General features: G+C 33.1%; 24 protein-coding genes. All 24 read right to left on the minus strand.

Translation table 11 applies throughout. The features are described 5' to 3' along the window. Positions 1–94: 94 nt before the first annotated feature. Complete coding sequence (locus AC3ISE_RS11020) at positions 95–1,894, minus strand: ABC transporter ATP-binding protein (RefSeq protein ID WP_489220975.1); 1,800 nt, start codon at positions 1,892–1,894, stop codon at positions 95–97. 18 nt (positions 1,895–1,912) lie between these two features. Beyond that, positions 1,913–3,070 (minus strand): nucleotidyltransferase domain-containing protein, encoded by a 1,158-nt coding sequence (locus AC3ISE_RS11025; protein ID WP_489220976.1) that lies wholly within the window; start codon positions 3,068–3,070, stop codon positions 1,913–1,915. A 14-nt stretch (positions 3,071–3,084) separates the two neighbouring features. Next, the gene (locus tag AC3ISE_RS11030; protein ID WP_489220977.1) at positions 3,085–3,528 is read right to left on the minus strand and encodes a lasso peptide biosynthesis B2 protein; all 444 of its coding nucleotides are present in this window, start codon (positions 3,526–3,528) and stop codon (positions 3,085–3,087) included. Positions 3,529–3,537: 9 nt separating this feature from the next. Then, positions 3,538–3,828, minus strand: a complete 291-nt coding sequence (locus AC3ISE_RS11035; protein WP_489220978.1) for a lasso peptide biosynthesis PqqD family chaperone — start codon at positions 3,826–3,828, stop codon at positions 3,538–3,540. 47 nt (positions 3,829–3,875) lie between these two features. Then, positions 3,876–4,757, minus strand: a complete 882-nt coding sequence (locus AC3ISE_RS11040) for an aldolase (protein ID WP_489220979.1) — start codon at positions 4,755–4,757, stop codon at positions 3,876–3,878. Positions 4,758–4,867: 110 nt separating this feature from the next. Then, positions 4,868–5,023, minus strand: a complete 156-nt coding sequence (locus tag AC3ISE_RS11045) for a paeninodin family lasso peptide (protein WP_489220980.1) — start codon at positions 5,021–5,023, stop codon at positions 4,868–4,870. A gap of 14 nt (positions 5,024–5,037) precedes the next feature. Continuing rightward, on the minus strand, positions 5,038–6,978 hold the full coding sequence (locus AC3ISE_RS11050; protein ID WP_489220981.1) for an asparagine synthase-related protein: 1,941 nt from the start codon (positions 6,976–6,978) through the stop codon (positions 5,038–5,040). Between the two features lie 202 nt (positions 6,979–7,180). Then, a complete protein-coding gene (gene galE / locus AC3ISE_RS11055) occupies positions 7,181–8,215 on the minus strand; it encodes a UDP-glucose 4-epimerase GalE (RefSeq protein WP_489220982.1) in 1,035 nt (344 codons plus the stop codon). 83 nt (positions 8,216–8,298) lie between these two features. Further along, the gene (locus AC3ISE_RS11060) at positions 8,299–9,423 is read right to left on the minus strand and encodes a DegT/DnrJ/EryC1/StrS family aminotransferase (protein ID WP_489220983.1); all 1,125 of its coding nucleotides are present in this window, start codon (positions 9,421–9,423) and stop codon (positions 8,299–8,301) included. Then, positions 9,410–10,102 (minus strand): acetyltransferase, encoded by a 693-nt coding sequence (locus AC3ISE_RS11065; RefSeq protein ID WP_489224317.1) that lies wholly within the window; start codon positions 10,100–10,102, stop codon positions 9,410–9,412. The genes AC3ISE_RS11060 and AC3ISE_RS11065 overlap by 14 nt, the downstream gene beginning before the upstream one ends. Positions 10,103–10,106: 4 nt before the next feature. Beyond that, the gene (locus tag AC3ISE_RS11070; RefSeq protein ID WP_191556868.1) at positions 10,107–10,703 is read right to left on the minus strand and encodes a sugar transferase; all 597 of its coding nucleotides are present in this window, start codon (positions 10,701–10,703) and stop codon (positions 10,107–10,109) included. Next, positions 10,687–12,282 (minus strand): lipopolysaccharide biosynthesis protein, encoded by a 1,596-nt coding sequence (locus AC3ISE_RS11075; protein WP_489220984.1) that lies wholly within the window; start codon positions 12,280–12,282, stop codon positions 10,687–10,689. Before AC3ISE_RS11075 ends, AC3ISE_RS11070 begins: the two co-directional genes overlap by 17 nt. Positions 12,283–12,426: 144 nt before the next feature. Next, complete coding sequence (locus AC3ISE_RS11080; protein WP_489220985.1) at positions 12,427–13,644, minus strand: glycoside hydrolase family 88 protein; 1,218 nt, start codon at positions 13,642–13,644, stop codon at positions 12,427–12,429. 3 nt (positions 13,645–13,647) lie between these two features. Then, positions 13,648–13,974 (minus strand): DapH/DapD/GlmU-related protein, encoded by a 327-nt coding sequence (locus tag AC3ISE_RS11085; RefSeq protein ID WP_489220986.1) that lies wholly within the window; start codon positions 13,972–13,974, stop codon positions 13,648–13,650. Between the two features lie 262 nt (positions 13,975–14,236). Next, a complete protein-coding gene (locus AC3ISE_RS11090) occupies positions 14,237–15,433 on the minus strand; it encodes a glycosyltransferase (RefSeq protein ID WP_489220987.1) in 1,197 nt (398 codons plus the stop codon). Next, positions 15,430–16,638, minus strand: coding sequence for a glycosyltransferase (locus AC3ISE_RS11095; RefSeq protein WP_489220988.1), 1,209 nt, complete (start codon positions 16,636–16,638; stop codon positions 15,430–15,432). The genes AC3ISE_RS11090 and AC3ISE_RS11095 overlap by 4 nt, the downstream gene beginning before the upstream one ends. Positions 16,639–16,647: 9 nt before the next feature. Then, the gene (locus AC3ISE_RS11100) at positions 16,648–17,811 is read right to left on the minus strand and encodes a polysaccharide pyruvyl transferase family protein (protein ID WP_489220989.1); all 1,164 of its coding nucleotides are present in this window, start codon (positions 17,809–17,811) and stop codon (positions 16,648–16,650) included. A 12-nt stretch (positions 17,812–17,823) separates the two neighbouring features. Beyond that, a complete protein-coding gene (locus AC3ISE_RS11105; RefSeq protein WP_489220990.1) occupies positions 17,824–18,852 on the minus strand; it encodes a glycosyltransferase in 1,029 nt (342 codons plus the stop codon). A gap of 14 nt (positions 18,853–18,866) precedes the next feature. Then, positions 18,867–20,072, minus strand: a complete 1,206-nt coding sequence (locus AC3ISE_RS11110) for a glycosyltransferase (protein WP_489220991.1) — start codon at positions 20,070–20,072, stop codon at positions 18,867–18,869. 24 nt (positions 20,073–20,096) lie between these two features. Continuing rightward, complete coding sequence (locus AC3ISE_RS11115) at positions 20,097–20,720, minus strand: acyltransferase (protein WP_489220992.1); 624 nt, start codon at positions 20,718–20,720, stop codon at positions 20,097–20,099. 12 nt (positions 20,721–20,732) lie between these two features. Further along, positions 20,733–21,488: a glycosyltransferase family 32 protein gene (locus AC3ISE_RS11120; protein WP_489220993.1), complete on the minus strand. Its 756-nt coding sequence runs from the start codon at positions 21,486–21,488 to the stop codon at positions 20,733–20,735. Between the two features lie 45 nt (positions 21,489–21,533). Beyond that, entirely contained in the window at positions 21,534–22,601 is a 1,068-nt protein-coding gene (locus AC3ISE_RS11125) for an EpsG family protein (RefSeq protein ID WP_489220994.1), read from the minus strand. An 18-nt stretch (positions 22,602–22,619) separates the two neighbouring features. Further along, on the minus strand, positions 22,620–23,525 hold the full coding sequence (locus tag AC3ISE_RS11130) for a glycosyltransferase family 2 protein (protein WP_489220995.1): 906 nt from the start codon (positions 23,523–23,525) through the stop codon (positions 22,620–22,622). Between the two features lie 18 nt (positions 23,526–23,543). Then, positions 23,544–24,638 (minus strand): glycosyltransferase family 1 protein, encoded by a 1,095-nt coding sequence (locus tag AC3ISE_RS11135; RefSeq protein ID WP_489220996.1) that lies wholly within the window; start codon positions 24,636–24,638, stop codon positions 23,544–23,546. Between the last annotated feature and the right edge of the window lie 3 nt (positions 24,639–24,641).

Below are 24,641 nucleotides of genomic sequence, written 5' to 3' on the forward strand. Positions count from 1 at the left end.
TAACTGCTACTTCTGCCTTCGCAGTTCGGGACTCACACCCTATAGATTGCACCCATGCCAGGCGCACAGTGAAAGGCACTCTTGATTGAGTGCCTTAAGAATTAGCCTTTAACTGATCACCTAGAAGCTGACGGAACATACCTTTTTTATCCAGAGTAAGCTGGTTATATCCCCCGGTCTGTATAACTTGTCCGTTCTCCAAAACTATAACTTGGTCCGCATTTCTAATGGTGGACATTCGATGGGCGATTACAATAATTGTCATCTTTCCTTTTATTCTTGTAAGAGCTTGTTGTATTTTAGCTTCATTGACAGTGTCAAGAGCACTCGTTGCTTCATCTAAAACTAAAATGGAAGGCTTTTTTAATATGGCCCTGGCTAAAACGATTCTTTGTCTCTCTCCTCCTGAAAGCCTGATACCTCGATCACCTATCATTGTATCTAACCCATTAGGCAGTTTTTTTACGAACTCAGCTGCAGAAGAGAATTCCAGCGATTCCCACATATCTTCATCTGTAGCATCTTGTCGAATGAGCAGCAGGTTTTCCCTGATTGTTGTATTAAATAAGAAAGGATCTTGAGGTACATAACTTATGGTTCTCCTTAACATCAACAAGTTTTTATCGCTTAAAGGTGTATCATCGATGCTCACCAGCCCTTCTTTCGGCGTCATTAATCCCATTAAGATATCGATAAGTGTACTTTTCCCAGCACCGGAACGACCTACAATAGCTGTCATTTGATTAGACGGAATCGACAGATTAATATTACGTAATGCGTATTCAGAATCATTTTCATGATATCTGAAACTTACGTTTGTGCATTTTATTTCTTTATTAACTTCTAAGGAATGTTCTGAATTCTGATCCCAATTTAAGATTTCTCTTTCTTCTTCACAGGTATTTAAAAGTGAAATAAGAGCTTTAAACGAAGGAATAGTGGCAGCAATTTGCTCTAAATCAGACTGAATTCCAGTAAATCTTGGCCATAGCCTTGAGAAGATTAGAACAATAAGCATCAATTCTGCTGTTTTTGCATAAAACAGTGTGATAGCAAAGTACATAAATATTGCTATCAATATGCCAGATGACACTTTATAAAGAAAGTGTGAATTTGCCCTGACTTTTGCCAATTCATTAACATTTGATTCCATTTTAATTGATATATTTCTAAACCAATTGTAATGAAATCCTTCAAGGTTATTGCTTTTAATATCTTTGATTCCATTCATATGATCAGATATACCTGCGAAATATGCTTTTGATAACTCATATGTTTCCCCGCCAAGATTTTTGGACTGTTTAATCAATTTTCGGGAAAAGAAGCTTAATATAATTCCAAAAAATATGACAAGCCCAGTTAATAAAGGCGATAACCACAAGGCTATAGCTACTTGTACTGCTGTAAATAGAAGCGAAGCAATGAACTGAAGAAAAAAATGAGTCCCCCCAGCTACTCTATTGATTTCTGAGGTCATAATATTATTCAAATCGGATTTTCTCTTATAAAGAAAATATTTCCAGCTAGCCTGTAATAGTCCTCTATAAACCTCTTCTTTTAAATGCCTTAGGTAACCCTGTTGTATACATGTGCTTAGCAAAGACAGCTGACGCTGAAAAATATTTTGCGCAAGGATAATAGATATGTATAATCCCAATACAATGATTAAACTATACTTTGGCGGAAAAGTTTGGAAGAAGGTAAAAAAATCTGACAAGGGAAATGACTGATTTGTTTCTATGTTAAAAATTCCTGTTATTGATAATAAAGGAATTAGTAAAAAAATTCCTATACTATCTAAAAAGCCTATGACAATCATTCCGAAAAAACTGTAATAGAGTGATCTGCCTGCAAATTTGTGAAGCTGTTTCATAAAGTAAGACACAGACTCCATAAAAATCCCCTCCCCTCTTCAAGCAATTTTTCTGCTTTTTCTCATAGCCCATATTATAGGTCTCAAGGGAATATACAAGAAGTGCATGCAGGATGGCAGCTTGATTACTTCCTTATCCTTAGGATATGGAAACAGACAGCTTACTAAATAAAGAGCTTTGTGACTGAGAGACTTAATTAAAAATAGATACCTGGCATGGTACTTTTCTACAGCCTCAGGTAAAGGCGGTGAATGGAGGTTAACCATTCTCTCTAGATAGAATATAGTAAGATCAGCTAATTTCAATGTGTGTTTAGTGATTAATTGTTTAGATTGATTAGGTACAGGAGTTTGAAGAAGAGAGTTTGCTAAAATTATCGCTTTACCGTAAATATGTGAATATTGGTACTTTCTTAACAACTTCAATAATAATATCCAGTCCACGTTTTGTTTTAAAAGCCTGTCAATATCAATTAACCATCTTAACCTCGACCAGCCATGTCTTGCACCATGAGTTAAAAGAAACATAAAAAGATCTTCTCTGCCCAGATAATAAATAGGATAATCTGTTAAACTGCTTTTTCTTTTCCTTTCCCATAAATTGATGAAAGGAGGCTCTTTAGCCGGGCCAGGATTGAGTCTCCAGTGCACTTCTAATTTCACTCCAGTGTCTGGGTGTTCATAATTGACATGATGGTGTCTCCATTTCCAATCATCAAGAATACTAGTAATATATTCATCTTTTATAAAACCTATTTTAGTAAGTAACATGTCAACTTTTTGCAAATCACCTATTGGGATAAGTATATCAATATCGCTGGATGTCCTAAGGGAAAGATCTCCATATAGATCTACTGACAATACAGGTCCCTTCAAAAAAAGCACATCCACACTTTCTTCAAGAAGATATTGACTGATTTTTTTCATTTGTCCACTAAGATGCAGCATATTAATTGAATTTTGTTTGAAGAAAAATGCTAAGGTATTCAAAATATTAGTAGGAACTCCGTCAATTAATTTCAACTTTGGATAAAGAAGTGTATAAACACGATGGTGCAGAGCCAGTTCGACGAATAGGTCCCAGTCAATATTTTTGGCAGGGTCAATTCTCAGCACATCATTTTTATTTTTTATGATTTGAAGAATTAATGTCAGTTCATAGGATAGTTGATCAGTATTTAATTTTATTTTCTCCATATTTTCACCTAATTTCAGCCAAATCGTTTTGCAAATGTACATGTAATAGTAAAAAGATGCCTTTCATCTGCCCCTGTAACATAGTAATTTCCGCTCCGAAGCCAAGCATGAGCCGTTAGTTCCTTTAAATTGTTTCTAGAAGTTCCCAAATATAATGTACTTTCAATCCCTCTGCGCTGAAGCATTTTCATCGAAGCAATTGCCCTTACTAAGCACATGGTTTCCCATGGAGCATACTTAGAAGCTACATGGATGGCACTAGATATATTTTTCAAAGTATCTAAATTCGCCTCATAATATGTTATTGAAGTTTCTTTATTCCTTTCACCTAGGTATTTAGAAGTTTTGTAGAATGGCAGGCATTTAATTACTCTGGCAAACGCTAAAAAAATAAAAGCTTCCACTATTAATAATTTCATTTGTCTATTAAGTGTTAATATGTTTTTAACTCGATTCATTTATATCCCCTAATTTTTTATAATAATTAGATGCTCGTTATGCAGAGAAGATAAAAAGGAAACGACTTGCTCTTTACACTGAGCAGCTTCAACTTTATAACTTGAAGTAAGTTTTTCAATAAGTGTTTCTATTACGATTGGTTCAGAAATAATATCCCAAATTTCTCCGCCTACATATCCGAGACTATAATATTTTCCGTTTTCAACACTCATCATGACTTTATCTCCATCCATATCACTTACTATAAAACCAGGCTTTTGACAGACAATGCTTTGCAGTTCAAGATTAAATGTTTGCAACTTGCATTTCCTCCTTAGGTATATTTGCTAAAACTTGCTTCACTAGTTCATTTGGTGTGAACCTTGAAATCGGTCTGATGATTCTGATAAACAAAAGTTCTCTCTATTATGTTTGCAGTAAACTTAAAGTGCCAATCTAACAGACACATGTCGTTGAGTAGGAAATTCCTATACGTATGCAAATAAAGTGTTTTAAATGCAAGCAATTTAGTTATTGAATTAATTCCTATTACATTATTTTCTGCTGTTTTGGTTAGCTCAAAAATCCCGCCTAATGGAACCTCTTTGTTTATAAAATGATCACCTGCAGGAATTGCAAACTTTGTTTCCCTTTCAAAGAGAGGAGTTAAGCGCATTGAATCAATTCCAAATTGATCTAAGCTTTCTTTCCAGAGTTTTTGTTGCGGATATGCTGGAATTACAACAGGTATATTTCTGTCATCTAATTTAACAGGTATTACATCATCCGAGATAAGTTTGTAGCCCTTTTGAATAAAAGCAGAAGCAAGAGTTGACTTACCAGCTCCGGAATGGCCAATAAACGCATAGGCTTTTCCATTTATTTCAATGGCACTTCCATGTAGAGGCAGGATTTTGTTTTGAAGCAGACAGATGCCTATACAAGTTCCCAAAATAAACATCTTTACAACATCCATTCTCTGTTCATCTAAGATATGGACTTTTATTGTACAGGCACCCGCTATGTAAAAAACGGCTATGTTTGGAATGAAAAGCCACACTTGTTCCTCCGTTATAAGAAACTGAACTTCTTCATTCTCAATAAATCTTTTCATCTCACATCTTAAGTCAACTAATAAGATATTTAGTTTAGGGTAGGCAATTTGATCTTTATGAAATGGAAGCTCCTCAAATTTAATATCACTAAAGATTGTATATCCGAAAGCTAAATATCTTGTTACTTCACTCAAATGTCTCACTCCAATATCCTTATATTAATCTTGTGAATGAAGTCCCCTGTTAAGTTGCAGGGGACTTTCAAACATATTATTGCAAGTTATAAGTATTTTAAATGCATGTATTAGCTAGTGAATCTCTTCCATGTTCCTGGGTTATTAGGATCCACTTCTTCACCTGGAACATAAGCCTCATCAGTATAAGGTCCCCACACTGTAGAAGCCATAGTCATTTTCACATCAAGAACTTCTAATTCCGGAGCTTGCCACTCTTTTTTCATTTTCTCACCTCCCTTCAAATAAAATTTTTAATAAACCGGTATACAACTAAGCATCTCATTAAAGATTTATAATTTGGATCAATTGCCTTTTCTGGAATTGGTCCAAAATTCAAATTCTCAGAGGCTTCTTTAAGAACAGGAACATTGAAAATGTGTTCTGTACTATGGTCATTTACCATTTCATCTATTTCAATTCTTAGTTTCTTCCATTGACTATTCATGCGGTGTACCCAATCTGCCCCTTGTACACCTCTTACTTTTTGATTTAATCGGATATTATTTGGCAAATAGTTTTTTGTAGCATTTCTGATCAAAGCTCTATCTAAACCGTTTTGTACATACTGCTCTTCCGGCAGAGATAAACAATAGCGAACTACTCGCAAATCATTTGATGGATCCCGCTTCCACAATGAGTAATGCATAGATAACTTAGAAGCAAGCGTGTTGCTGGCATTCCAGTGAAAAACCTCTTTAAAGTGGCTTTTTCTTTGATTAAAAATATTATCATCAAGAAACCAGCCATTATCTCCAAATCCATAATGTTTAAGTTTTTCATATACTTTTGTTTTAATGGCTAAGTCATCATTCAAAGGATTAGGAATTTCATAAGGTGATCTACTTGGTAAGATTTTATTAAGTGCAGGAAATGCAGTTTGAGCAATACTGGGAATTCTTTTATACCTGCTGCCCCCTACGTTTAGACTATATAAATGAAGTTCCCGCATTAATTTAATCCATTTTAACTTCTTAAAAAGGCTGGAATAGTAATCCATTGCAGAACCCCATGAAATGGTTAAATTCCCTCTTCCCCCATTTAAAAGAATTCCAACATTATTTTTTGCAGCTTCTTCAAACATTCCTTTAAGCCAAAATGAATTTTCGAAAAATTTATAAGGCATTTCCATAACATCTAAAAAAGGATCTATCTCTGAGTAGGGATCCCTTCCTTCAAAAGAAAGATAGTTGTCTTTAATATTGCCTACAAAATTTACAGTTGATTTGATTAAAGGCGTTTCATCTGGCATTAGGTTTCTCGGTGTAAAGTCAACAAAATCTTCAGGAGGTACATAACTATATGTATAAAGTTTTTTACCAGTCCTTTTTAAATCTCTAGAAGCAAATCCTACAATTGCTCCAGAATCTAATCCACCGCTTAATTGAGCGCCAATTTCCTTATGTGATCTTAAACGTGATGAAACCGCTTCTTGAAAAACTTCCTTAAATGATTCAATGTAATCTTTGTCATTTTTATAGCGAATGGTTTTAAAATCACTCAAAGTGCAAAATTGATGAGTATATACCTTTCCATTCTTAACTATGAAACTGTGCGATGGCTGCAATTGATTAATATTATGGTAGGGAGTGATTGAAGTGTCTACTGTATCAACCATGCCTGAAATAGCCAAAAACTCAGCTATCCATTGCTCGTTAAGTTCCTTTTTATTTTGGCTTATTTTTATTAAAGGTTTAATGGTACTGCTAAAGCAAAATTCATTACTACTGTGAGAATAATAAAGAGTTCTGCTTCCTGAGAAATCCCTTGCGCCAAAAATCATTTCCTGTTTTTCATCCCAAATGACAAAGGCAAAATCACCTGCCAAATATTTTGGCGAATCCTCCTTCCATTTCTCATAGGAAAGTAAGATTAATTCGCTATCTGTCATCGTTTTTCTTTGGTCTTGCTTTACTCCAAGCCTATTAAATAAATCCTCACGATTATCAATGATCGCATCAGCTGTTATCGCCAGTTTTCTTGTTGAATCATAATAAGGTAAAACTTCACAGATCGACTCTGGAGTTATCCATTGAGCATGACATCCCAAAAATATATGCTGATTTATCCATATTTGGATATCATCAGACGGAAAATTATTGAATCCAGCCATCATTACTCTCACATGATCATGTTTTATCGGAGCATTATTAAACTGGTAAATTCCTGTGATAGCGCTCATTATTACACCCTTAATTCATTCTCAATAAAGAACGAAAAGATTTTAATTACTTTCATTTGAGACAACAGACTAACTATTTCACATAGTACTAAAGACTCGAATATTAATTACATTCTATATTAAGAACGATACTATACTTTTAAAAAGAACACAACGTTTTTTTGTAGAAAGATGGTTAATAAGCAATAATTTTGCACAGCTATTAAGGCTGTAATACTTTTACTGGGTCTGAGTATCCATTGGGATTCCTTATTTGCCACCTCCAAGAATCTTCAATCATATCATGGAGAGATTTAGCTGCTTTCCAGTTTAACTCTGCTTCTGCTTTTTCTGAATTTGCATAACTAATGGCAATATCTCCTTTTCTGCGATCTGTAACAGTAAAAGGGATCTTCTTTTGGGATACGTTCTCAAATACATTAATTACTTCTAAAACGCTTGATCCGCTTCCAGTACCAAGATTATAGGACTCAACACCGTTAGTTATTAATGTTTTCTCTAAAGCTTTTAAGTGACCTTCAGCTAAGTCAACAACATGGATATAGTCTCTAATGCCAGTGCCATCTGGGGTTGGATAATTGTTGCCGAATACGCTTAATTCTTTCAGCTTTCCAACTGCTACTTGTGTGATATATGGAACAAGATTATTTGGTATACCATTCGGGTCCTCGCCTATTAGGCCGCTGATGTGTGCACCAACAGGATTGAAGTACCTTAAAATTGAAATACTCCATCTACTATTTGAAGTTCCCAAATCTCTTAGAATTTCTTCTGACATCAATTTTGTTCGTCCGTATGGATTAGTTGCTTGCAAAGGTAATTCCTCTTTAAGTGGCATACTAACATTTGTACCATAAACAGTTGCAGAAGAACTGAAAACCAGATTATAGACTTCATATTTTTCCATCACTTCACAAAGATTAAGCGTGCTTATCAGGTTATTCTGGTAATACCTTAAAGGTATTGTAACGGATTCACCAACTGCTTTTAGCCCTGCAAGATGGATTACAGCAGTTATATCATTCTCAGAAAAAACTTTTTCTACTTCCTCCTTATGACCTAAATCACAATCATAACTTACAAAATCTTTGCCAGTAATCAACTTTACACGATCAAGGGCCTCAGGATGACTATTGCAGAAATTGTCAACTACAACTATGTCAAACCCAGCATCGAGCAATTCCACACAAATATGAGTTCCGATATATCCAGCTCCGCCTGTCACTAAAATTTTCAATATTCTCCGCTCCTTCTCTCAATTGAAAATAAACATCTCATTAGATATGAGATGTTTGATAAATATTTATACGATTTCATATTTTAACCGGCAATAGAACTTGTAACTATGGCTGATTTAATACAGTTAATAATGATCAATTGATCATCTCTCGACATTCCCGATCCTGATGGAAGACAAAGACCCTTATTAAATAATTCTTCCGAGATTCTATGTTTTTCACTGTGAGGATAGAATAATGATTCTTTGAATAATGGCTGCAGATGCAATGGTTTCCAAACATGCCTCGCTTCAATGTTCTCTTTTTCAAGCAATTGAATTAGTGAAGCTGCATTCATTCCAAATTCTGCTTTATTTATAGTTAAAGCTGTAAGCCATCTATTAGATTTTGTTTCAGCTAACTCTGGCATTAAATGAACTCCTGGAAGGTCAGAAAATTGTTCTTTGTACAATTCAAAGATTTCTCTTCTTGACCTCACTCGATCATCTAATACCTCTAATTGACCTCTCCCAATACCTGCCAGGATGTTACTCAATCGATAATTGTAACCTGTCTGACTATGCTCATAATAAGGAGCTGTGTCTCTAGCTTGTGCAGCAAGAAATCTGGCTTCTTCAAGTAATTCTGTTTCATCAGAAACAAGCATTCCCCCACCTGATGTAGTAATAATTTTATTTCCATTAAAGGAAAAAATACCGAATTTACCAAAAGTCCCGCTGTTTTTCCCTTTATATGTGGAACCAAGTGATTCTGCTGCATCTTCGATAATTGGGACACCGTAAAGGTCACAAATGGCTGTAATTTCATCCATTTTAGCAATTTGACCGTAAAGGTTTACCACAATGACAGCCTTAGGTAGTTGATTTCTTTTTTCTGCATCAAGAAATGCTTGTTTTAATGCTTCTGGAGACATATTCCACGTGTCGGGTTCAGAATCTATAAAAACAGGGATTGCCCTTTCATAAAGAATTGGATTTGCACTCGCTACAAAAGTTAGTGTAGAGCAGAAAACATAATCCTCCTTCTTTACTTCCAATAGTTTCATGGCTAAATGAATGGCTGCTGTTCCTGAACTCAGTGCTACAGCACCTTGAGCTCCCACATAGTCTGCCATTTCTTTTTCAAATGCATTTACATTAGGACCTAGAGGAGCGATCCAATTGCTTTCAAAAGCCTGATTGATGTACTTCTGTTCATTTCCGCTCATGTGCGGAGGAGACAAGTAGATTCTTTTGTTCATTTAAATTCTCCTTCCTGTCCTTTTTATCTAGATACCTCGCTGGAATCCCTACAGCTGTTCTGCGATTGGAGATATTATGAATCACTACTGAACCGGCTCCAACTATAGCCCATTCCCCGATTGTTTTATTAGGAATAATGGTAGCTGAAGCTCCAATATGAGAACCAGTACCTGCAGTCACACTTCCTGTCAAAGTTGCATTCGGAGAAATGTGCACGAAATCCTTAATACAATTATCATGCTCTATAATAGAACCTGTGTTTATTATGGAATGGTCACCAATTTTTGTGTTTGCATTTACAATACAGCCGGGCATTAATACAGTACCTACTCCTATTTTTGCAGAATGACTTACGATTGCCGCAGGATGAATGATAGTGGCAAATTGATTTGGGCTCAGATTCAACTCTTCTACTATCTTCATACGAATATTGTTGTCTCCAATAGCAACAATAAACTTAATATCAGGGTACTTACTTAAAAGTTCATGATAGATTTTGACCTGACCATAAATAACGCCTTCAAATTCTTCAGTTGCTTCAAACTTATCATCAAGAACTGCTGTAATCTGGTAACTATTTTGCTCCATTATCATGTCACAAACAACTTTACTGTGTCCCCCTTGCCCAATAACAGCAATTTTCACTTTTTCACTCATGTCCTGCTCCCTTAAACCTTTCTATTGTGGCAAAACCAGCTTGATTGATACCATCAGACTTAATTACTTTCATTATCGTTAAAAGTAAAATCTTCATATCCAGCAATACGGTTTGATTGTTTACATACCAAACATCCAAATCGAATTTTTCTTCCCATGATATAGCGTTTCTGCCATTAATTTGAGCCCAGCCTGTAATACCCGGCCTAACTAGATGTCTTTTTGCCTGTTCCTCCGTATACAAGGGCAGATACTCCATCAGTAATGGTCTGGGACCAACTAAACTTAGTTCTCCTTTTAAAACGTTAAATAATTGAGGTAATTCATCCAGACTATATTTTCTCAGGAACAGCCCAAATGAAGTAATTCTTTCTTCATCAGATAATAAAAAACCATTTTCATCTTTTTCATCCGTCATCGTGCGGAATTTGTAAAGAGAAAATGGTTTTTTATTTAATCCTGGTCTAACTTGTTTAAAGATAACTGGAGAACCAATTTTGTACTTCACCAATATAGCAATGACGATAATTGCTATAAAAAGAATGATAAGTGCAATAAATGCCAAGGTTACATCAAAGATTTTTTTCATCCCGTCCTCCTATGCATCTGTCATATCGGCTGATTTGAGAATTTTTCAGATTACCTTTTATTTTTCTCGAAAGGTTGTTCAGCAAACTTGTTAAGATATTAGCCAGATAGATATATTCATCAGTTTTTCTAAAAAATAAAATGTATAAGCCATTTGGTACTATAAAACAAACAAACCCTTTTAAAACAAGCATTAAAAATGTATCTGCTTGAATAAAGCTAGATAAAATGTAGGTTAATAAGCAAGCAGCGATTGCAATTAAAGTGAAATAAGTGTAACTCTTATAATAATTCCATAAAGATATTTTAAAAAACCTTTTATAAACAAAGTAAGGAGTAGTCCAGAAAGGAACAAGCACTGTACTGATTAAGGTTCCTATAAAAACCCCAATTAGGCCTAATTGTTTAACCAGCAAAATTGAAAAGAATAGATTTATAAAAGCCTGAATAAGCGGTACAAAGCGATCTTCATGAAAAATCCCTGCTGTTGTCTTCACAGTAGTTATTGAGTTTCTCATCCCTCTTTCGTAAAAAAGGATAATGAGAACAACTAGAACCCCGGTTCCTAACAAATAATCAGATCCTATCCACAAAGAAATAAAGGGCTCTATGAGGATAAATATTACAATTGAAAAAAATGAATACAGCCAAAAATTCAAAAACATAGTAACTTTAAAGATTTGATAAACTTTTTCCTTGCTTTCATTTGCCACCAAGTTTCCAATACTGTGATATAGATTGTTAAAGATTTGATAGGTAAAGGTTCTAAAAATTTCAATGAGCATATGATAATTCGAGTACAATCCTACAGCAGCTACACTCACAAAAGAAGAAATAATGATATTATCTGTACCGAAAATAAGAAAAACACCAATATTCTGGAGTATAATAGCTTTCACATTTTTAATAATATGATCCTTTGTATCCTTGTCAATTTTCTGGCTAGATTTACTTTTCAGGAAAGGATACATCCTATTTACTACTAAAGCTAATGATACCGAGGTAACAAATGTAATGAAACTTTCTATTGCTAAAAACAACAAATAATTTTGAGTGTAATGCAAAATAAAAATTTTGAGCAAAGTTGATATAATGGCTGAAACTGTATAAAAGCCAGTAACAATATAATTTTTTTGGCAAACATTCAAAAAAGAACTTTTATGTACATATAGATAAGGCAGAACAGTATTCAATAGAAAAATAAGATAGATTAACGTAACGTTTTCAATTTTTGTATCTTTAATAATAAAACTTAAAAACGGAAGAAGCAGCAAACCCAGAGCAAGAACTACAAAAGCAATCACCAAATAAACTCTTTTGTATAAATTCATTAATGCACTTATTTTTTTATGATCATTGTCTGCAACAGGCTTATATAAACTGTACATAATACTGGCTCCAAATCCAGCTTCGACCAGCGTTAGCATTCCAAGAACATTAGTTAGTAAGCCATTTAAACCGAGGTACTCTATTCCTAAGCTATAGATAAAAACTGTTCTTGAAACAAAGCTTAGAAGAGTTATAATGACTTGGTTGCCTAAGCCTGCGGATATATTTATTAATGAATTTTTTACCCTCATATCTGATCTCCGTTTTAATGTGCGACGTAACGTGAAATGTTGTTACCTAATAAGCGTTTTTTAATTTAGTAAATACAACAGCGAAAAAAAGCACCTCTGGATTAGTATCTAAGAATTTGGCTGCTGTTCTTAAACACTGTAATTTTAATGTAAATTAACCTCTGTTTTCACGTTAGTATTATTGTAATTAACAAGCCGTATGGCAAAACCTTGAGTAAAGGGTAAGATATCAAACAGTGTAGAATACACGCCTATATCTTTTGTATCACCTTGAGAAAAATCTACAGCTCCACTTTTTCTCGTAACTTGCATGAGATACGAAATAGCTTTTTCTGCACTTGCTGAACATTCATCTGATATTATATTAATTTTCGTTGCTTTTCGCATAAACCAGCCTAATGTTGCTGTCGCAGAAGAATCTGCTCTTGTTTCTGTTCGAGTTACAGTCCAAGTCCAGCTTCCATTGCTGTTTTGATATTTTAGTGCTTCTCTTGCAAAGGAAACAATTTGAACTTCTAATCCAGGCTTTAAGAAATGATCATCAGGCAGTTCATCCCAAGCATCAATCAGTCCAATCGCATACCACCCGAGCCCTCTGCCCCAACCCATAAGTCCAAGAGGTACCTTATTATCAACATGATATACGTGAAAAGGGAGCTTATGAGTATTATTTATTCCAAATTCGCTAAATTTATTGAGCTGTTTCACTGCTAACTTTATACATTCATCATTTTTATACTTAATTCCATATTTTATTAAAAACGGACAGATAAACCCAATCGTATCAACATATCTGTATTTAATCATAGATTTTCTGTAAGCTACTGTACCATCTTCACCAACATGAGAAAGTATTAAATTCAAAGTTTCGTCAAAAGCAGGTTTATATTTATCTGTGTCCATAAAATCAAGTTTCATAACCGCATACGAGAGTATCGCAGCATCTACATATTGTGGCTTCTTAATCCAAGACCCATCACTATTAATTTTTTGATTTAGGTATTGAATGATTGCTTTTCTTTTAACCTGAACATTTTTCGCTTCAATATCTTCTGAAAATCCAAGGAGTAGCGAAGCTTCTTGCCAATTCTGAATTGCATCTTTAGAATAGTTCCCTTTTAGCATGTCTAGTAAAATAAATCTGGTTTGATCGGTCACTTTAATTTTTGGTGTATTCTTTAGCCACTCTATTCCTTTTTTAGATATTGCTTGATTCCATTCATGTACATTTCTATATCTGCCAATGTGGATTCTTTGGCTCCAAGTATGAAGAGCCGGAATTAAGTCAAACAATATTATAATTAAACAAATTAAAAGTATGCTTAATAGAAACAATTCCATAAGTCCTGCAATTCCTCTCATTTCTTATTTATAAGCCCATTGGTCTCCCATTTCTTGATTCATTTTTTCATACATTTCATTCGAATTTTTTCCGCCAATAGTCCAGTTTGTATTATATAAGATAGAATTCCTAATAATATTTTTATACTTAGCGATATAATTTTCTGTATTTTGCATTATCTTTGCAGGATTACTACAAACAACAGAATCTATAGGAACAGATTTCGTCACAACACTTCCTGCAGCGATAATTAAATCTTTACCTATTGTAACCCCTGGCATGATTAATGCTCTTGCTCCAAGAAATACATTATCTTCTATCTTAATCTTTGCAATTTTTGTGTAGTACAAATATCTTTTAGTACTTTCATCGCGGGCTAATAGGTAAACTTGAGGTGCAAACGTAACATTATTTCCAATTTCAATTAATCAGCAGTGAGCATAGTCAATGGTACTTGCAACTAACCCATGACAATTTTCTCCTACCTTCATTCCTTGTTGGATGCAAGCTCCAATGGTTAATTGTCCAGGGGATATACCTCCAATCCTTTTCCTAATAGTATTGAATATACTTCTAATCATATTTACCTCCAAGATAAATTGATTTGTGTCGTTAAATACTCAAAAGATTATAGAGTTTGTTGATTTCGTTTTCAGTTCCAAGATTTTGCTTTAATAGGTTAATTGATAAAGAATTTCTTAATGAGTTATCGTTTATCAATTTTTCAATTCCTTCAGCTATAGCTAATGCATTCATATCAACAATAAGTCCATCACATTCATTATCTATTTGGTCTTTAGAAGATGTGTAATTTGTAACAATAATAGGTTTGCTGAGAATCTTTGCCTCATCCAAAGCAATTGATTTACCTTCGTATCTTGAAGGTTGAACATAAATATCTGCTTTTCCAATGTAAGGATATGGATTTTCTCTTATCCCTAATAGTTTGAAATTCTCCTTAAGATTTAGTTTATTAATCAACGAATTAAGATTATCTCTTTCCTTACCTTCTCCAATCACATACCAATAGATACGATACCCTCTGTCCACCAATATTTTACAAGAGTTAATTGCTAAGTCTATACCTTTTTCATTTCCTAATCTAGCTACTGTTATGATATTGACTCTATTTTCATTATTTTGTGGACCATCAAATACCTCAAGCTTAGATAAATTACTAATTAATTTAGGTGACAAAATGTTGTATATAACCTTAATTTTATCAAATAACTTAGGTGATATTTCTTTAATAGATTTTGCGCATTCCTCAGAAACGGTCACTATGTAATCCAATTTTTGAAAAAATTCAAGTTCTTTCTTTTTATCGATCTGAAGTTTATTAATATCAGTGTGAATCCAGCCTATTTTCTTTTTTGCATTTACTTTATCTACACACAGGTAAACTGGATTTTTCTCTTGATAACCAATTGCTACATCATATTGATTTGTAAACTCTGGTATAGTTTTACTAATATATTTCCACATTTTCTGTTCAACAATTGCTGAGTTAACATTGATTTTAAGTAAGATTGATAATATAACTCGATAATAAGCTATATTAAAATTTTTTTTCTTCAATAAATTTTTTATAGACAATTTAAAATTCATATCAAAATATTTGTAATATTCTAATTCGGGAAGTAAATTAACTTCTGAAGGGACACTTTTCAAAAAAATACCCTCGTGTTTAAAAAGAAATAGATCAACTTGATATTTGTTATAATTTATTGTATTTAATAATGTTACTAAAGACTTTTCTGCACCACCACAATTAAGATTGTTTTGAATTAAAAGTACTTTTGTTTTCATTGAACATTACTCTTATCAATTAATTGATAAAGTTTTGTTATCTCGGTTTCCGTACCTAAGGATTCTTGACTTAGGTTATTGATAAATAAGTCTCTTTTTTTATTATCACTTATCATATTTTCAATCCCTTTCGCAATACCATCTTTACAAACATCAACTATCAATCCATTTTTCCCATGCTTTATCTGATCTTTAGCGCTATTATAGTTCGTTACAACAATTGGTTTCTTTAAGATTTTTGCTTCATCTATAGCAATTGACTTACCTTCGTACCTTGATGGCTGGACATAAATATCTGCATCAGAAAAGTACGGATATGGATTTTCTTTAGTTCCTAAAAGATAAAAGTTTTCTCCCAGTCCATAATTATCAATGAGTTCCTGTAATTTTTTTCGCTCACGCCCTTCACCTAAAACTGTCCAAACTATTTTATAGCCTTTTTTAACCAAAATATTGCAAGATTCTATTGCCATATCTACACCTTTTTCAAAACTTAATCTTGCTACGGTGAGAATGTTTATGTGATCAGATTTAAAGGGAGTTGTGTTCGTTTTTTTTTGAGCTAGAAATAGAACGTTACTCGGGGAGACAATGTTATAAATCACTTTTATTTTAGTTTTAAGATTATTAAAATTATTTATTAGTGAAGCTGCACATTCTTCAGAAACTGTTACAATATAATTAAGTTGCTTAAAGTAAGGATAATCATAGTTTTTATTCATCCCAGAATCATCGTAATTTGTATGGATCCATCCTATTTTTTTATCCGCACATACCTTATCAACGATAAAATAGACAGAGGATTTTTCAAGATAGCCTATAGCTACATCGTATTTTTTTGTTAATGGTTGAATTGAAGAACTTACATATTTCCAACTTTGTTGTTCAGCAAAAGCATTATTCTTAATTAACCTATTTTGAACGGAAAACATAATTCTTTTTAAAGCTAATTTATATTTTTTAGCTTTAATAAAACCAACAATTGAAATCAATAATCGTGAAGTGAAAATTCTATGCTCATTTAATAATGCTAAATGCACAACTTCTTTTGGGAGGAAATGGTAATTTAAACCTTTCTCATTACTTAGTAAATAAATTTCTACATTAAACTTGTTAAAATCAATTAGAGACAACAGGTTAACTAAACTTTTTTCTCCACCCCCCGCACCCAAGCCGGGAATAACAAATAATAAGTTCTTCTTCATAAGCAACCCCTAATTTCCAGAAATCTCATTTAAATAACCTACTGCTTTATATGACATTTTTTTAATTATTGGAACAGACTCTTTTAACTTATCAATCAGTTCTTTTTCATTTGACAGCATTTCGTTGAAAGAATTTAATAGCTTACTGGAATCTGAGATTTCATTTATGTTCAGTACCAGCTTTTCTTCTCCGAATATGTCCTTTGCAATTCCTTTAGATTTAACAGAGTATCCTAAGACCATAGTAGGAACACAGTTTGAATAAGCTGCTATTGTTGCATGAGTCCTTGCCCCTATAAAGAACCGCATTCTGGCAATATAGCCTTTGTATTGAATGGCATTTAGATTATCAGGTAAAATAATAACTCTACCAGTGTGTTTGTATTCCTCAAAATATTTTAATAAAATTTCATGATCATTGTTTCCTTCGTCTATCACATGAGGTGTTAAAGCAATGGTCATAGTAGTTTCAGCAAGAATATGATTAATAAGATCTTTAACGGCATGCAGAGATTGTTTATTCCGCTTCCAAACAAGAGGACTAAAATTCAGACCAACCGTATTACCTTCCTGCCAGCCTTTTGGAAGCTCTAATTCCTCTTTTTCCATTGTAAATGCGGGATCAGCAACTAATCTTACGTTATGAAGACCTTTTCCAAGCAGCATATTGTATGTTAAAGACTCCCTTGCCAAAATAAGATCAAATAATCTCAGATCTTCCAATTTCCTTGGAGACATATCTTCTTCTCCAATTGAACATCCCCATAAGACAAGTTTTTTACCTTGAGCTTTCACTCTTTTATTAACCTCATACCATCCTGGCTGTTCACCATAACAATAATTATCTCCGCCAATAGAAAGACAAATGTCCTTATTCTTAATTTGCTTTATTACCTTTTCATGTATCTTACCGAAAGCATAGGATTCATCTTTAAATAACTTCACTCTTAAAGAAGATACAGCCCAGGCTATTGAAAATTTTTTTATTTCAGTATTTGATCCATCATAAATTCCGTCTAAGTTGCTGATTATTTGATCTGTCTCAGGTCTGTATGAAGCTAAATAAACTTTAGAACCGTCCAGCTTTTCTTTAATAATTGTTGCAGAAGAGCGGACAATTGCTTCGCATCCTCTGTTTGGACTGCCTGCGTGAGCGTACATAAAAATATTCATATTAACACCCTCTTATCTATTTCGATAATTGCTGTAAAAAACCAAAAAAAATAAACCTATAATGGACTTAAGTTTAATCATGGTTAATATCGATTTATTATATCTTCCTAGTTCTCTGGAATATTTTAGTGAATAAGTAGAAAGAGCCTCCTTTATTGCAGAGTTATTAACCATTCTTCTAACATATTTATATCTCTTTATAGGACTTAATTCATTATTAGGAGATAGGTATACATGTATGAGAGAAATCGTATTATTAATTAGCTTTTTACATTTAAGTGATGTAACTCTATCTTCATCTTGTATAATTTCTTTAAACGGCAAATCCATTATAAATAAATCAATTTCTCTCTTAAAATAATCCTTTTTTATTATATTTCGAGTGGCACTACCATGTACTTCTCTATAATAATAACCACTATAATTTATATACTTTCCACTTCTAGCACTTTTAAAAAAAAGTAAATTAAAAATCCCATCTTCTCCAAGTGAAAGATGGTCTGGAAATAGAATGTTGTTATTTGAAATAATTTCCCTTTTGTATATTTTATTCCAAACGGAGTTTAGATGATCCGATTCAATTAAAAGAGGTATTATTTCATTGAGAATATCATTCCTAGAATAAGTAGTATTTAATTTAAGTGGGCTAGATACTGTAAATTTTCCTGAATTGCTTATACTTTCAAAGTTTGAGATTATTACATCATAATTTTTTTTAATCGCATTATTATATAAAACTTCAAAAGAATCTTTTTTCACAAAATCATCAGCATCTACAAACCCCACATACTCACCTTTGGCAACACTTAACCCTAAATTTCTCGCTTTACTAACACCTTTGTTTGTTTGATTAAGTAATTTTATCCTATGATCATTAATTGAATATTTCTCAATTATCTCTTTGCTTTTGTCATTCGATCCATCATTCACAAAAATAAATTCACACTCTTTAAGAGTTTGACTTAAGAGTGATTCTATACATTCAAGTAAATATTCTTCTGAGTTATATACAGGCACAATGACACTAACTTTTAAACTCATAATCTTATCACCTATTATATGTTTACAATTTTGTAAAGCTTATCTAACTGATCTGCATTACTAAGATTTATCTTCAAAAGGTTATTTTTTAAAGTTAATCTCATATTTGTATCAAGATATAATACTTCTATATCTTTTACTAATCCTTCAACACTCAATTCACATATGAAGCCCTCAACCCCGTGCTCTATCTGGCTGCTTGCCGTTGGATAACGAGTAATAAGAATTGGCTTCCCCAAAATTTTCGCCTCTGTTACCGTAACCGATTTACCTTCATATCTTGATGGCTGAACATAAAGATCACATGCTTTTATATAAGGGTAAGGATTATCTTTTTTTCCAAGCAATTTAAAGCTTTTCTCTAGTCCATTTTCTTTTATAAGCTGTAATAATTCCGCTTCACTTCCCCCATAACCAATAACGTACCACTTAATATTGGTATACCCCTTATCATGAAGTCTTTTTAGTGCCTTTATAGCCATGTCAAATCCTTTAACATAAGAATATCTGCCGACAGATAATAAATTAAAATGATGTTCTTTTAATTCGAATTGTTCTATACCAGGGGATTTAGACATACGGTTGATAAATTCTGGTGAAGTGATGTTCTCGATTAAAACAATTTTCTCCTTTAAAGAAGGATACATTTTTAGAAAAGCACTTGTGCAATCTTTAGAGATTGAAGCAATATTATCAAATTTTAACCAAGTTTTTAAATCAATATTATTGTCTATCTCTATGCTGCTATAATCTGTGTGGATCCAGGCAATTTTTTTATTTGCTGTAATTCTGTTTGCAACTATATCATGAGGCCATGCGTAGCTTATGGCCAAATCGTATTGTTTCTTTAATTTAGGCAAGATGTGTGAAGAAAATTTAATAGCCAATTGCATTTGGATGTATGCAGAGCCTTCATCTAATTTACTAACTTTAGCTTTAATTTTAGAAACAGATTTGCTGAGAATTCTGATTGAAGAAGTAATAATGTGTCCTTCTCTCAAACATTGAACAATCGGCTTTCGAAAAACAGCATATTTATCTATTTGGGGCAATACGTTAACCTGTTTTGGTATGAGTTTCATAAAGTCGCCTTTGTGTTCAAAAATATGAAGGTCGACATTAAATTGTTCATAATCAAAATTTTCGAGCATATTAATTAAGCTTCTTTCTATCCCGCCTATCTCCATATCATACAAGCAAATAATAATATCTTTTTTCATGGCATCCTCTTTGTAAATACAGATTTATGTAGCAACGACTTTTTGCTTAAAGCTCTTAAATTTATTCGTTCTTTCATTTAAGAAGAGTGTATTTTCAGGGACAACTCCTTTAACTACGCTGCCTGCAGCAATTACCGAATTGTCTCCAATCCAGGTATCTTTTAAGATCACGACATTTGCTCCAATCCAAACGTTCTCTCCAATTATTACCTCACCCTTCAGCAGGTGCTGGTTATCGGAATTTTTATAATTATGATCATGATCGTTAATGCAGACGTTTGGAGCAATTTTAGTCTTTCTGCCAATTGTGATTTTATTAATGCAATTAATATTACAATTATCATTAATAAATACTTTATCTCCAATGTCCAGACTCCCATTAAAATCCATACGTATACTGGCATTTTTTCTAATAAATACAAACTTTCCAATTCTTAGTTGAGAGTTTTTATTAAAGATTTCAATTTTACTGTTTTGTTGAAGTGAGAAAAGCGAACTTTTGATATTTTTAAAGTAAATGATTTTGTAGAAAGAGCCCCTAACTACGCCGTTAAAATGAGATACATTCATTAAAAAGCTAATAAATGGTCCACGACTTTTTGACTGTGTTTTGACCTCTTTAAATACTTTTTTTACAATTTGAAGCATTTTAAATACTCCTTAAGAAAATATTTTTCTTAATTTAGCAATATTGTTTCCGCCTATTATTCGTGCAGCACTGAACTTAATGTATCCTTTTACCTTAGCCCTAAGTGGAAGCCAGCTCTTATAAAAATAGTGGATCGTAAAGGTATTCTCACTTATAAATTTTCTGCTATTAATATAATCATATGGAGAAAAGTATGTCTGAGGATAAAATGCACCTATCCCATTTATCACTTGATATTCTCCATTCAACATTAATTTTTTGCTTTCCAATAATTTAGTAACGACAGCAACATTTGTTAAACTATCATAAGAACCGTCTTCTTTAAGAAATCTTTTATTTTCATATGAATCAAGAAAATTTTTAATAAACCTGTTTCCTTTTACAGCTCCTATTGTACTGGTTGCTATAAAGTTCTCCTGCTCAAAACCCCAAAAAGATTCATGACAGAGCATTTTATCATCAAATGGTTTAAAAACCTCCACATCTGTATCTAAATATATGCCTCCATGGTGATACAGTGCGTATACTCTCACGTAATCACTTACGAAGGCATATTTTCCTGCATCATACGCTTCTTTAACGTATGAGATAAATTGAATATCAAAGTTATCTTCGTTCCATTCAATAATTTCATAGCCAACTAGTTTCTTTCTCCAGCTTTGAATGCATTTTTTTATGATGGCGGGTTTATCTTTCTTACCGAACCAGCAATAATGGATCACTTTTGGAATAATAGGAGCATCAATTATAATTTCATCTCTTTCCATCGCTTAGCTCCTTTCTGCTAAAGAAATATTTCTTAATTGGTACTTTTAGAAATTCAGGTAATCACTTTCATATATCAAGCCAAAACCAATAACATGTTCATAATAAAAATACAGAAAGTAACAAACCAGTATTCCATAATAAATAACTCTTTCATGTTTTTTGTGAAAGAGCTTTACTACCCATGAGAGTAAAATTAAATTATATAACCCAAAGTAAATGTTAAACCTTGCAAAGATCCAGTTTTGAGAAGCGATAATCATAAAAATGACACTGATAATGGATAAATTAACAATGTAATCACTCTTTGGCCAAAGCTGCCTTAATTTCTCTCTGCCAAGGAAAGCGATAATAACTGGCACAGCATTTACAAAGACTCGTATTTTGCTTGCACCACCCTCTGCAAATTCGCTGTATTGTCCATACTGTGAATCACTTATAGCAGAAAAAAGGATCTGAGAAAATTCATTAAAACCAATAACAATTAAAATTGCAAAACCCAGTAAAGCAAACGTCACTTGTGTCCACGCTTCTCTTCTTACAATAAAGTAGATTGGAAGCAGGACTAATGCGCTTTTATGAATGCTAGAAGCAAAAAGAATGACTAAGAAATATTTCTTAAAATTACCACTTAAAAGATATTTTGTAGCTGTAAAAACAATAGCTGCTGCCAGATACTGTCTAATCCCATTCATAGATGTAGTAAACATTCCTGAAGCAATATAGACGTATATACTAAGTTCAATAATTCTTGAATACTTATATAGAACGATGACGATTAATAAATTTGTTATAAGTGCGGTTGTAAAAATTAAGATCTGCGGATCATTAGAAAAACCCTGCAAAATCATTTGATAGATATTAAATCCAAAATCTCCGGTATAATCTATGTTTCCCCACGTTAACTCATTCACAGCAAAAGAATGCATGTAAAAATAAGTATCACCAATATTTTTTTGCAGCCCTGCCACCATTACAAGCGATGCTATCACTAAAGTAATGAAGAATTTATTTGGTTTTACATAATTAAACTGTGTAACTGGCTGAGTAATAAAATACCTCGAAAAAAAAGAAAATAAATAAACAAAACCTAAATTCATCCACATAACCGTCATGCTTTCTTTCCTTTCAATCTAGCTATTTGTATGAATCACTGTTTTTTTATCAGTATTTGTTAAATAAAAATAGAGGAGTATTCCTAATGGTGTTGCAAGTAATGTTACAAATTTTCTAGGAGACTCAAATAAAAACCGTTTATTCTTAATCATCAGACTGCTGGAAACATAATGTACTGATTCTCTGAACCTATCTTTCCAAGTTGGTGAAAATTGAATACCAGTTTTTCTAAAAAAAGCAAATCCATTAGGATTTTTTTTATACTGATTAATCATATTCAAACTCGACCCATCAGGTAAGTACTCCACATGACACAAAATTTCATTTAAGATAAGTAAGGGACACATCTGGTCAATAAGCAGATATTTATAACTTAATGGACAATATTTTTCACCTGAAAAGATTGGATATGGCGGTGTTTTTGTTGTAAGTTCCGTCCTGTATACTAATTTCTTGTCACCTCTTACCTTATGCTTTCCATATAATCCAGAAAGAGTAGACTCATTCAAATCATCAGGCATCTTTGTACCAATTATTTTTCCATCTGGAGTGGCATCAAGACCGACAATACCTGCAAATTTTTCACTACCATGTTTTTTCCACAATTGAACGATTTTTTCTACTGCATCGTCAGCCATGTAATCATCAGAATCAATGCACACGTTTAATTCTGTTTCGATTCTTTCGTATGCTGCATTATGTGCACCATGCATGCCTTGATTTTCTTGGTAGTGATATATAATTGGAACTGCGTTTTCATTTTTCCACTTTTTTATTAATTCCTTTGTGCCATCTGAAGATCCATCGTCAATAATGAGCCAAACAAAATCTTTGCTTGTTTGTCTCATTAGACTTTCATAACATAGATGCAGAGTGTAGGCCCGGTTATAAGTAGGTGTAAAGACTGTTAAGCTTGGTTTCAAGTATTATACCCCCACTTCTTAACTAGATTGATTAAAGTAGAATTCTGTTAGCCAATGTGACATGGTTGATGTATCATAACCCTTTTCACGCAAGACTTTTAAAGTGTTTTTATGTTCATATGTGGCTGATAAAATCTTTTTTGCCCAGCTTTCAGATGGATCTTTAAGACTTAAAAACTCTAGCTGCCCAGTAACATTTGTTTCTTCTGTAATCGTATTTGAAACAAACGACTTTAAGCCTGCTGCTTGTGCTTCTACTAAAACAACCGGCAATCCTTCGAATAGTGATGGAAAAAGAAATACGTCCATTGCCTGCATAAGTTTTTGTATATCTTTACGAACTCCAAGGAAATGAACATTCTGTGAAAGGCCCAGTCTTTTCACTTTTTCTTCTATGGATTGACGCAAATGGCCTTCACCTGCTAAAAGCAGAAAAGAGTTTGGCATTCTATCGTGAATAGATTTAAACACATCGATTAAAAATTCATGATTCTTTTGTTTATTGAATCTTCCTATATGACCTATTACTAATTGATTTCCAATGTTCAGTTCCTTTCGTAATTCAGATTCTACTTCTTGATTAAACTGAAAGTCAGTCACGTTTACTGCATTATTGAGAACCGTAATATCTTTCCTCTCTCCGAAAAGCCATTGACCCGCTTTTTTAGAGCAGGCAAAGAATTGTGTTGGATTATCTTTCATATAATATCGGGCATAAAGGCGAAATGGCAGTTTCAGATCAATTCCTAAATCACTTAAATGACTATGAGCAATTCTGCTCGGTACCCCTGCCTTCTTTGCTGCTCTTAAAACAAAACTGCTGTTTTCATTGTTATGAGCATGGACAACTCTATACTCTCTATTCTTTGAAAAGAAATCTTTTAATGAATGAAAGTATTTTCTGTAATTCCCAGGCCGTATTTGAGGCATTCGATATATATGTCCGCCTAATCTTTCAATCTCATCATCATAATGGCCTCTTTCCATACGGTGAACCATAAAATCAAATTGAATCTTGCTCCTATCCATCTTCCTGTAATAGTTCATCAGCATCGTTTCAAGACCACCGCGATTCATGATAGTAACTACCTGCAAAACACGCATCGGTTTCATCTT

The sequence above is a fragment of the Metabacillus sp. KH_069 genome, from assembly GCF_057838075.1.

Bases quoted from the DNA above. Each gene is read 5' to 3' on its own strand.
- AC3ISE_RS11020 (WP_489220975.1), bottom strand. From the start codon at position 1,894: ATGGAGTCTGTGTCTTACTTTATGAAACAGCTTCACAAATTTGCAGGC.
- AC3ISE_RS11025 (WP_489220976.1), bottom strand. From the start codon at position 3,070: ATGGAGAAAATAAAATTAAATACTGATCAACTATCCTATGAACTGACA.
- AC3ISE_RS11030 (WP_489220977.1), bottom strand. From the start codon at position 3,528: ATGAATCGAGTTAAAAACATATTAACACTTAATAGACAAATGAAATTA.
- AC3ISE_RS11045 (WP_489220980.1), bottom strand. From the start codon at position 5,023: ATGAAAAAAGAGTGGCAAGCTCCGGAATTAGAAGTTCTTGATGTGAAA.
- AC3ISE_RS11050 (WP_489220981.1), bottom strand. From the start codon at position 6,978: ATGAGCGCTATCACAGGAATTTACCAGTTTAATAATGCTCCGATAAAA.
- AC3ISE_RS11060 (WP_489220983.1), bottom strand. From the start codon at position 9,423: ATGAGCGGAAATGAACAGAAGTACATCAATCAGGCTTTTGAAAGCAAT.
- AC3ISE_RS11070 (WP_191556868.1), bottom strand. From the start codon at position 10,703: ATGAAAAAAATCTTTGATGTAACCTTGGCATTTATTGCACTTATCATT.
- AC3ISE_RS11075 (WP_489220984.1), bottom strand. From the start codon at position 12,282: ATGAGGGTAAAAAATTCATTAATAAATATATCCGCAGGCTTAGGCAAC.
- AC3ISE_RS11080 (WP_489220985.1), bottom strand. From the start codon at position 13,644: ATGAGAGGAATTGCAGGACTTATGGAATTGTTTCTATTAAGCATACTT.
- AC3ISE_RS11090 (WP_489220987.1), bottom strand. From the start codon at position 15,433: ATGAAAACAAAAGTACTTTTAATTCAAAACAATCTTAATTGTGGTGGT.
- AC3ISE_RS11095 (WP_489220988.1), bottom strand. From the start codon at position 16,638: ATGAAGAAGAACTTATTATTTGTTATTCCCGGCTTGGGTGCGGGGGGT.
- AC3ISE_RS11100 (WP_489220989.1), bottom strand. From the start codon at position 17,811: ATGAATATTTTTATGTACGCTCACGCAGGCAGTCCAAACAGAGGATGC.
- AC3ISE_RS11105 (WP_489220990.1), bottom strand. From the start codon at position 18,852: ATGAGTTTAAAAGTTAGTGTCATTGTGCCTGTATATAACTCAGAAGAA.
- AC3ISE_RS11110 (WP_489220991.1), bottom strand. From the start codon at position 20,072: ATGAAAAAAGATATTATTATTTGCTTGTATGATATGGAGATAGGCGGG.
- AC3ISE_RS11115 (WP_489220992.1), bottom strand. From the start codon at position 20,720: ATGCTTCAAATTGTAAAAAAAGTATTTAAAGAGGTCAAAACACAGTCA.
- AC3ISE_RS11120 (WP_489220993.1), bottom strand. From the start codon at position 21,488: ATGGAAAGAGATGAAATTATAATTGATGCTCCTATTATTCCAAAAGTG.
- AC3ISE_RS11125 (WP_489220994.1), bottom strand. From the start codon at position 22,601: ATGACGGTTATGTGGATGAATTTAGGTTTTGTTTATTTATTTTCTTTT.
- AC3ISE_RS11135 (WP_489220996.1), bottom strand. From the start codon at position 24,638: ATGAAACCGATGCGTGTTTTGCAGGTAGTTACTATCATGAATCGCGGT.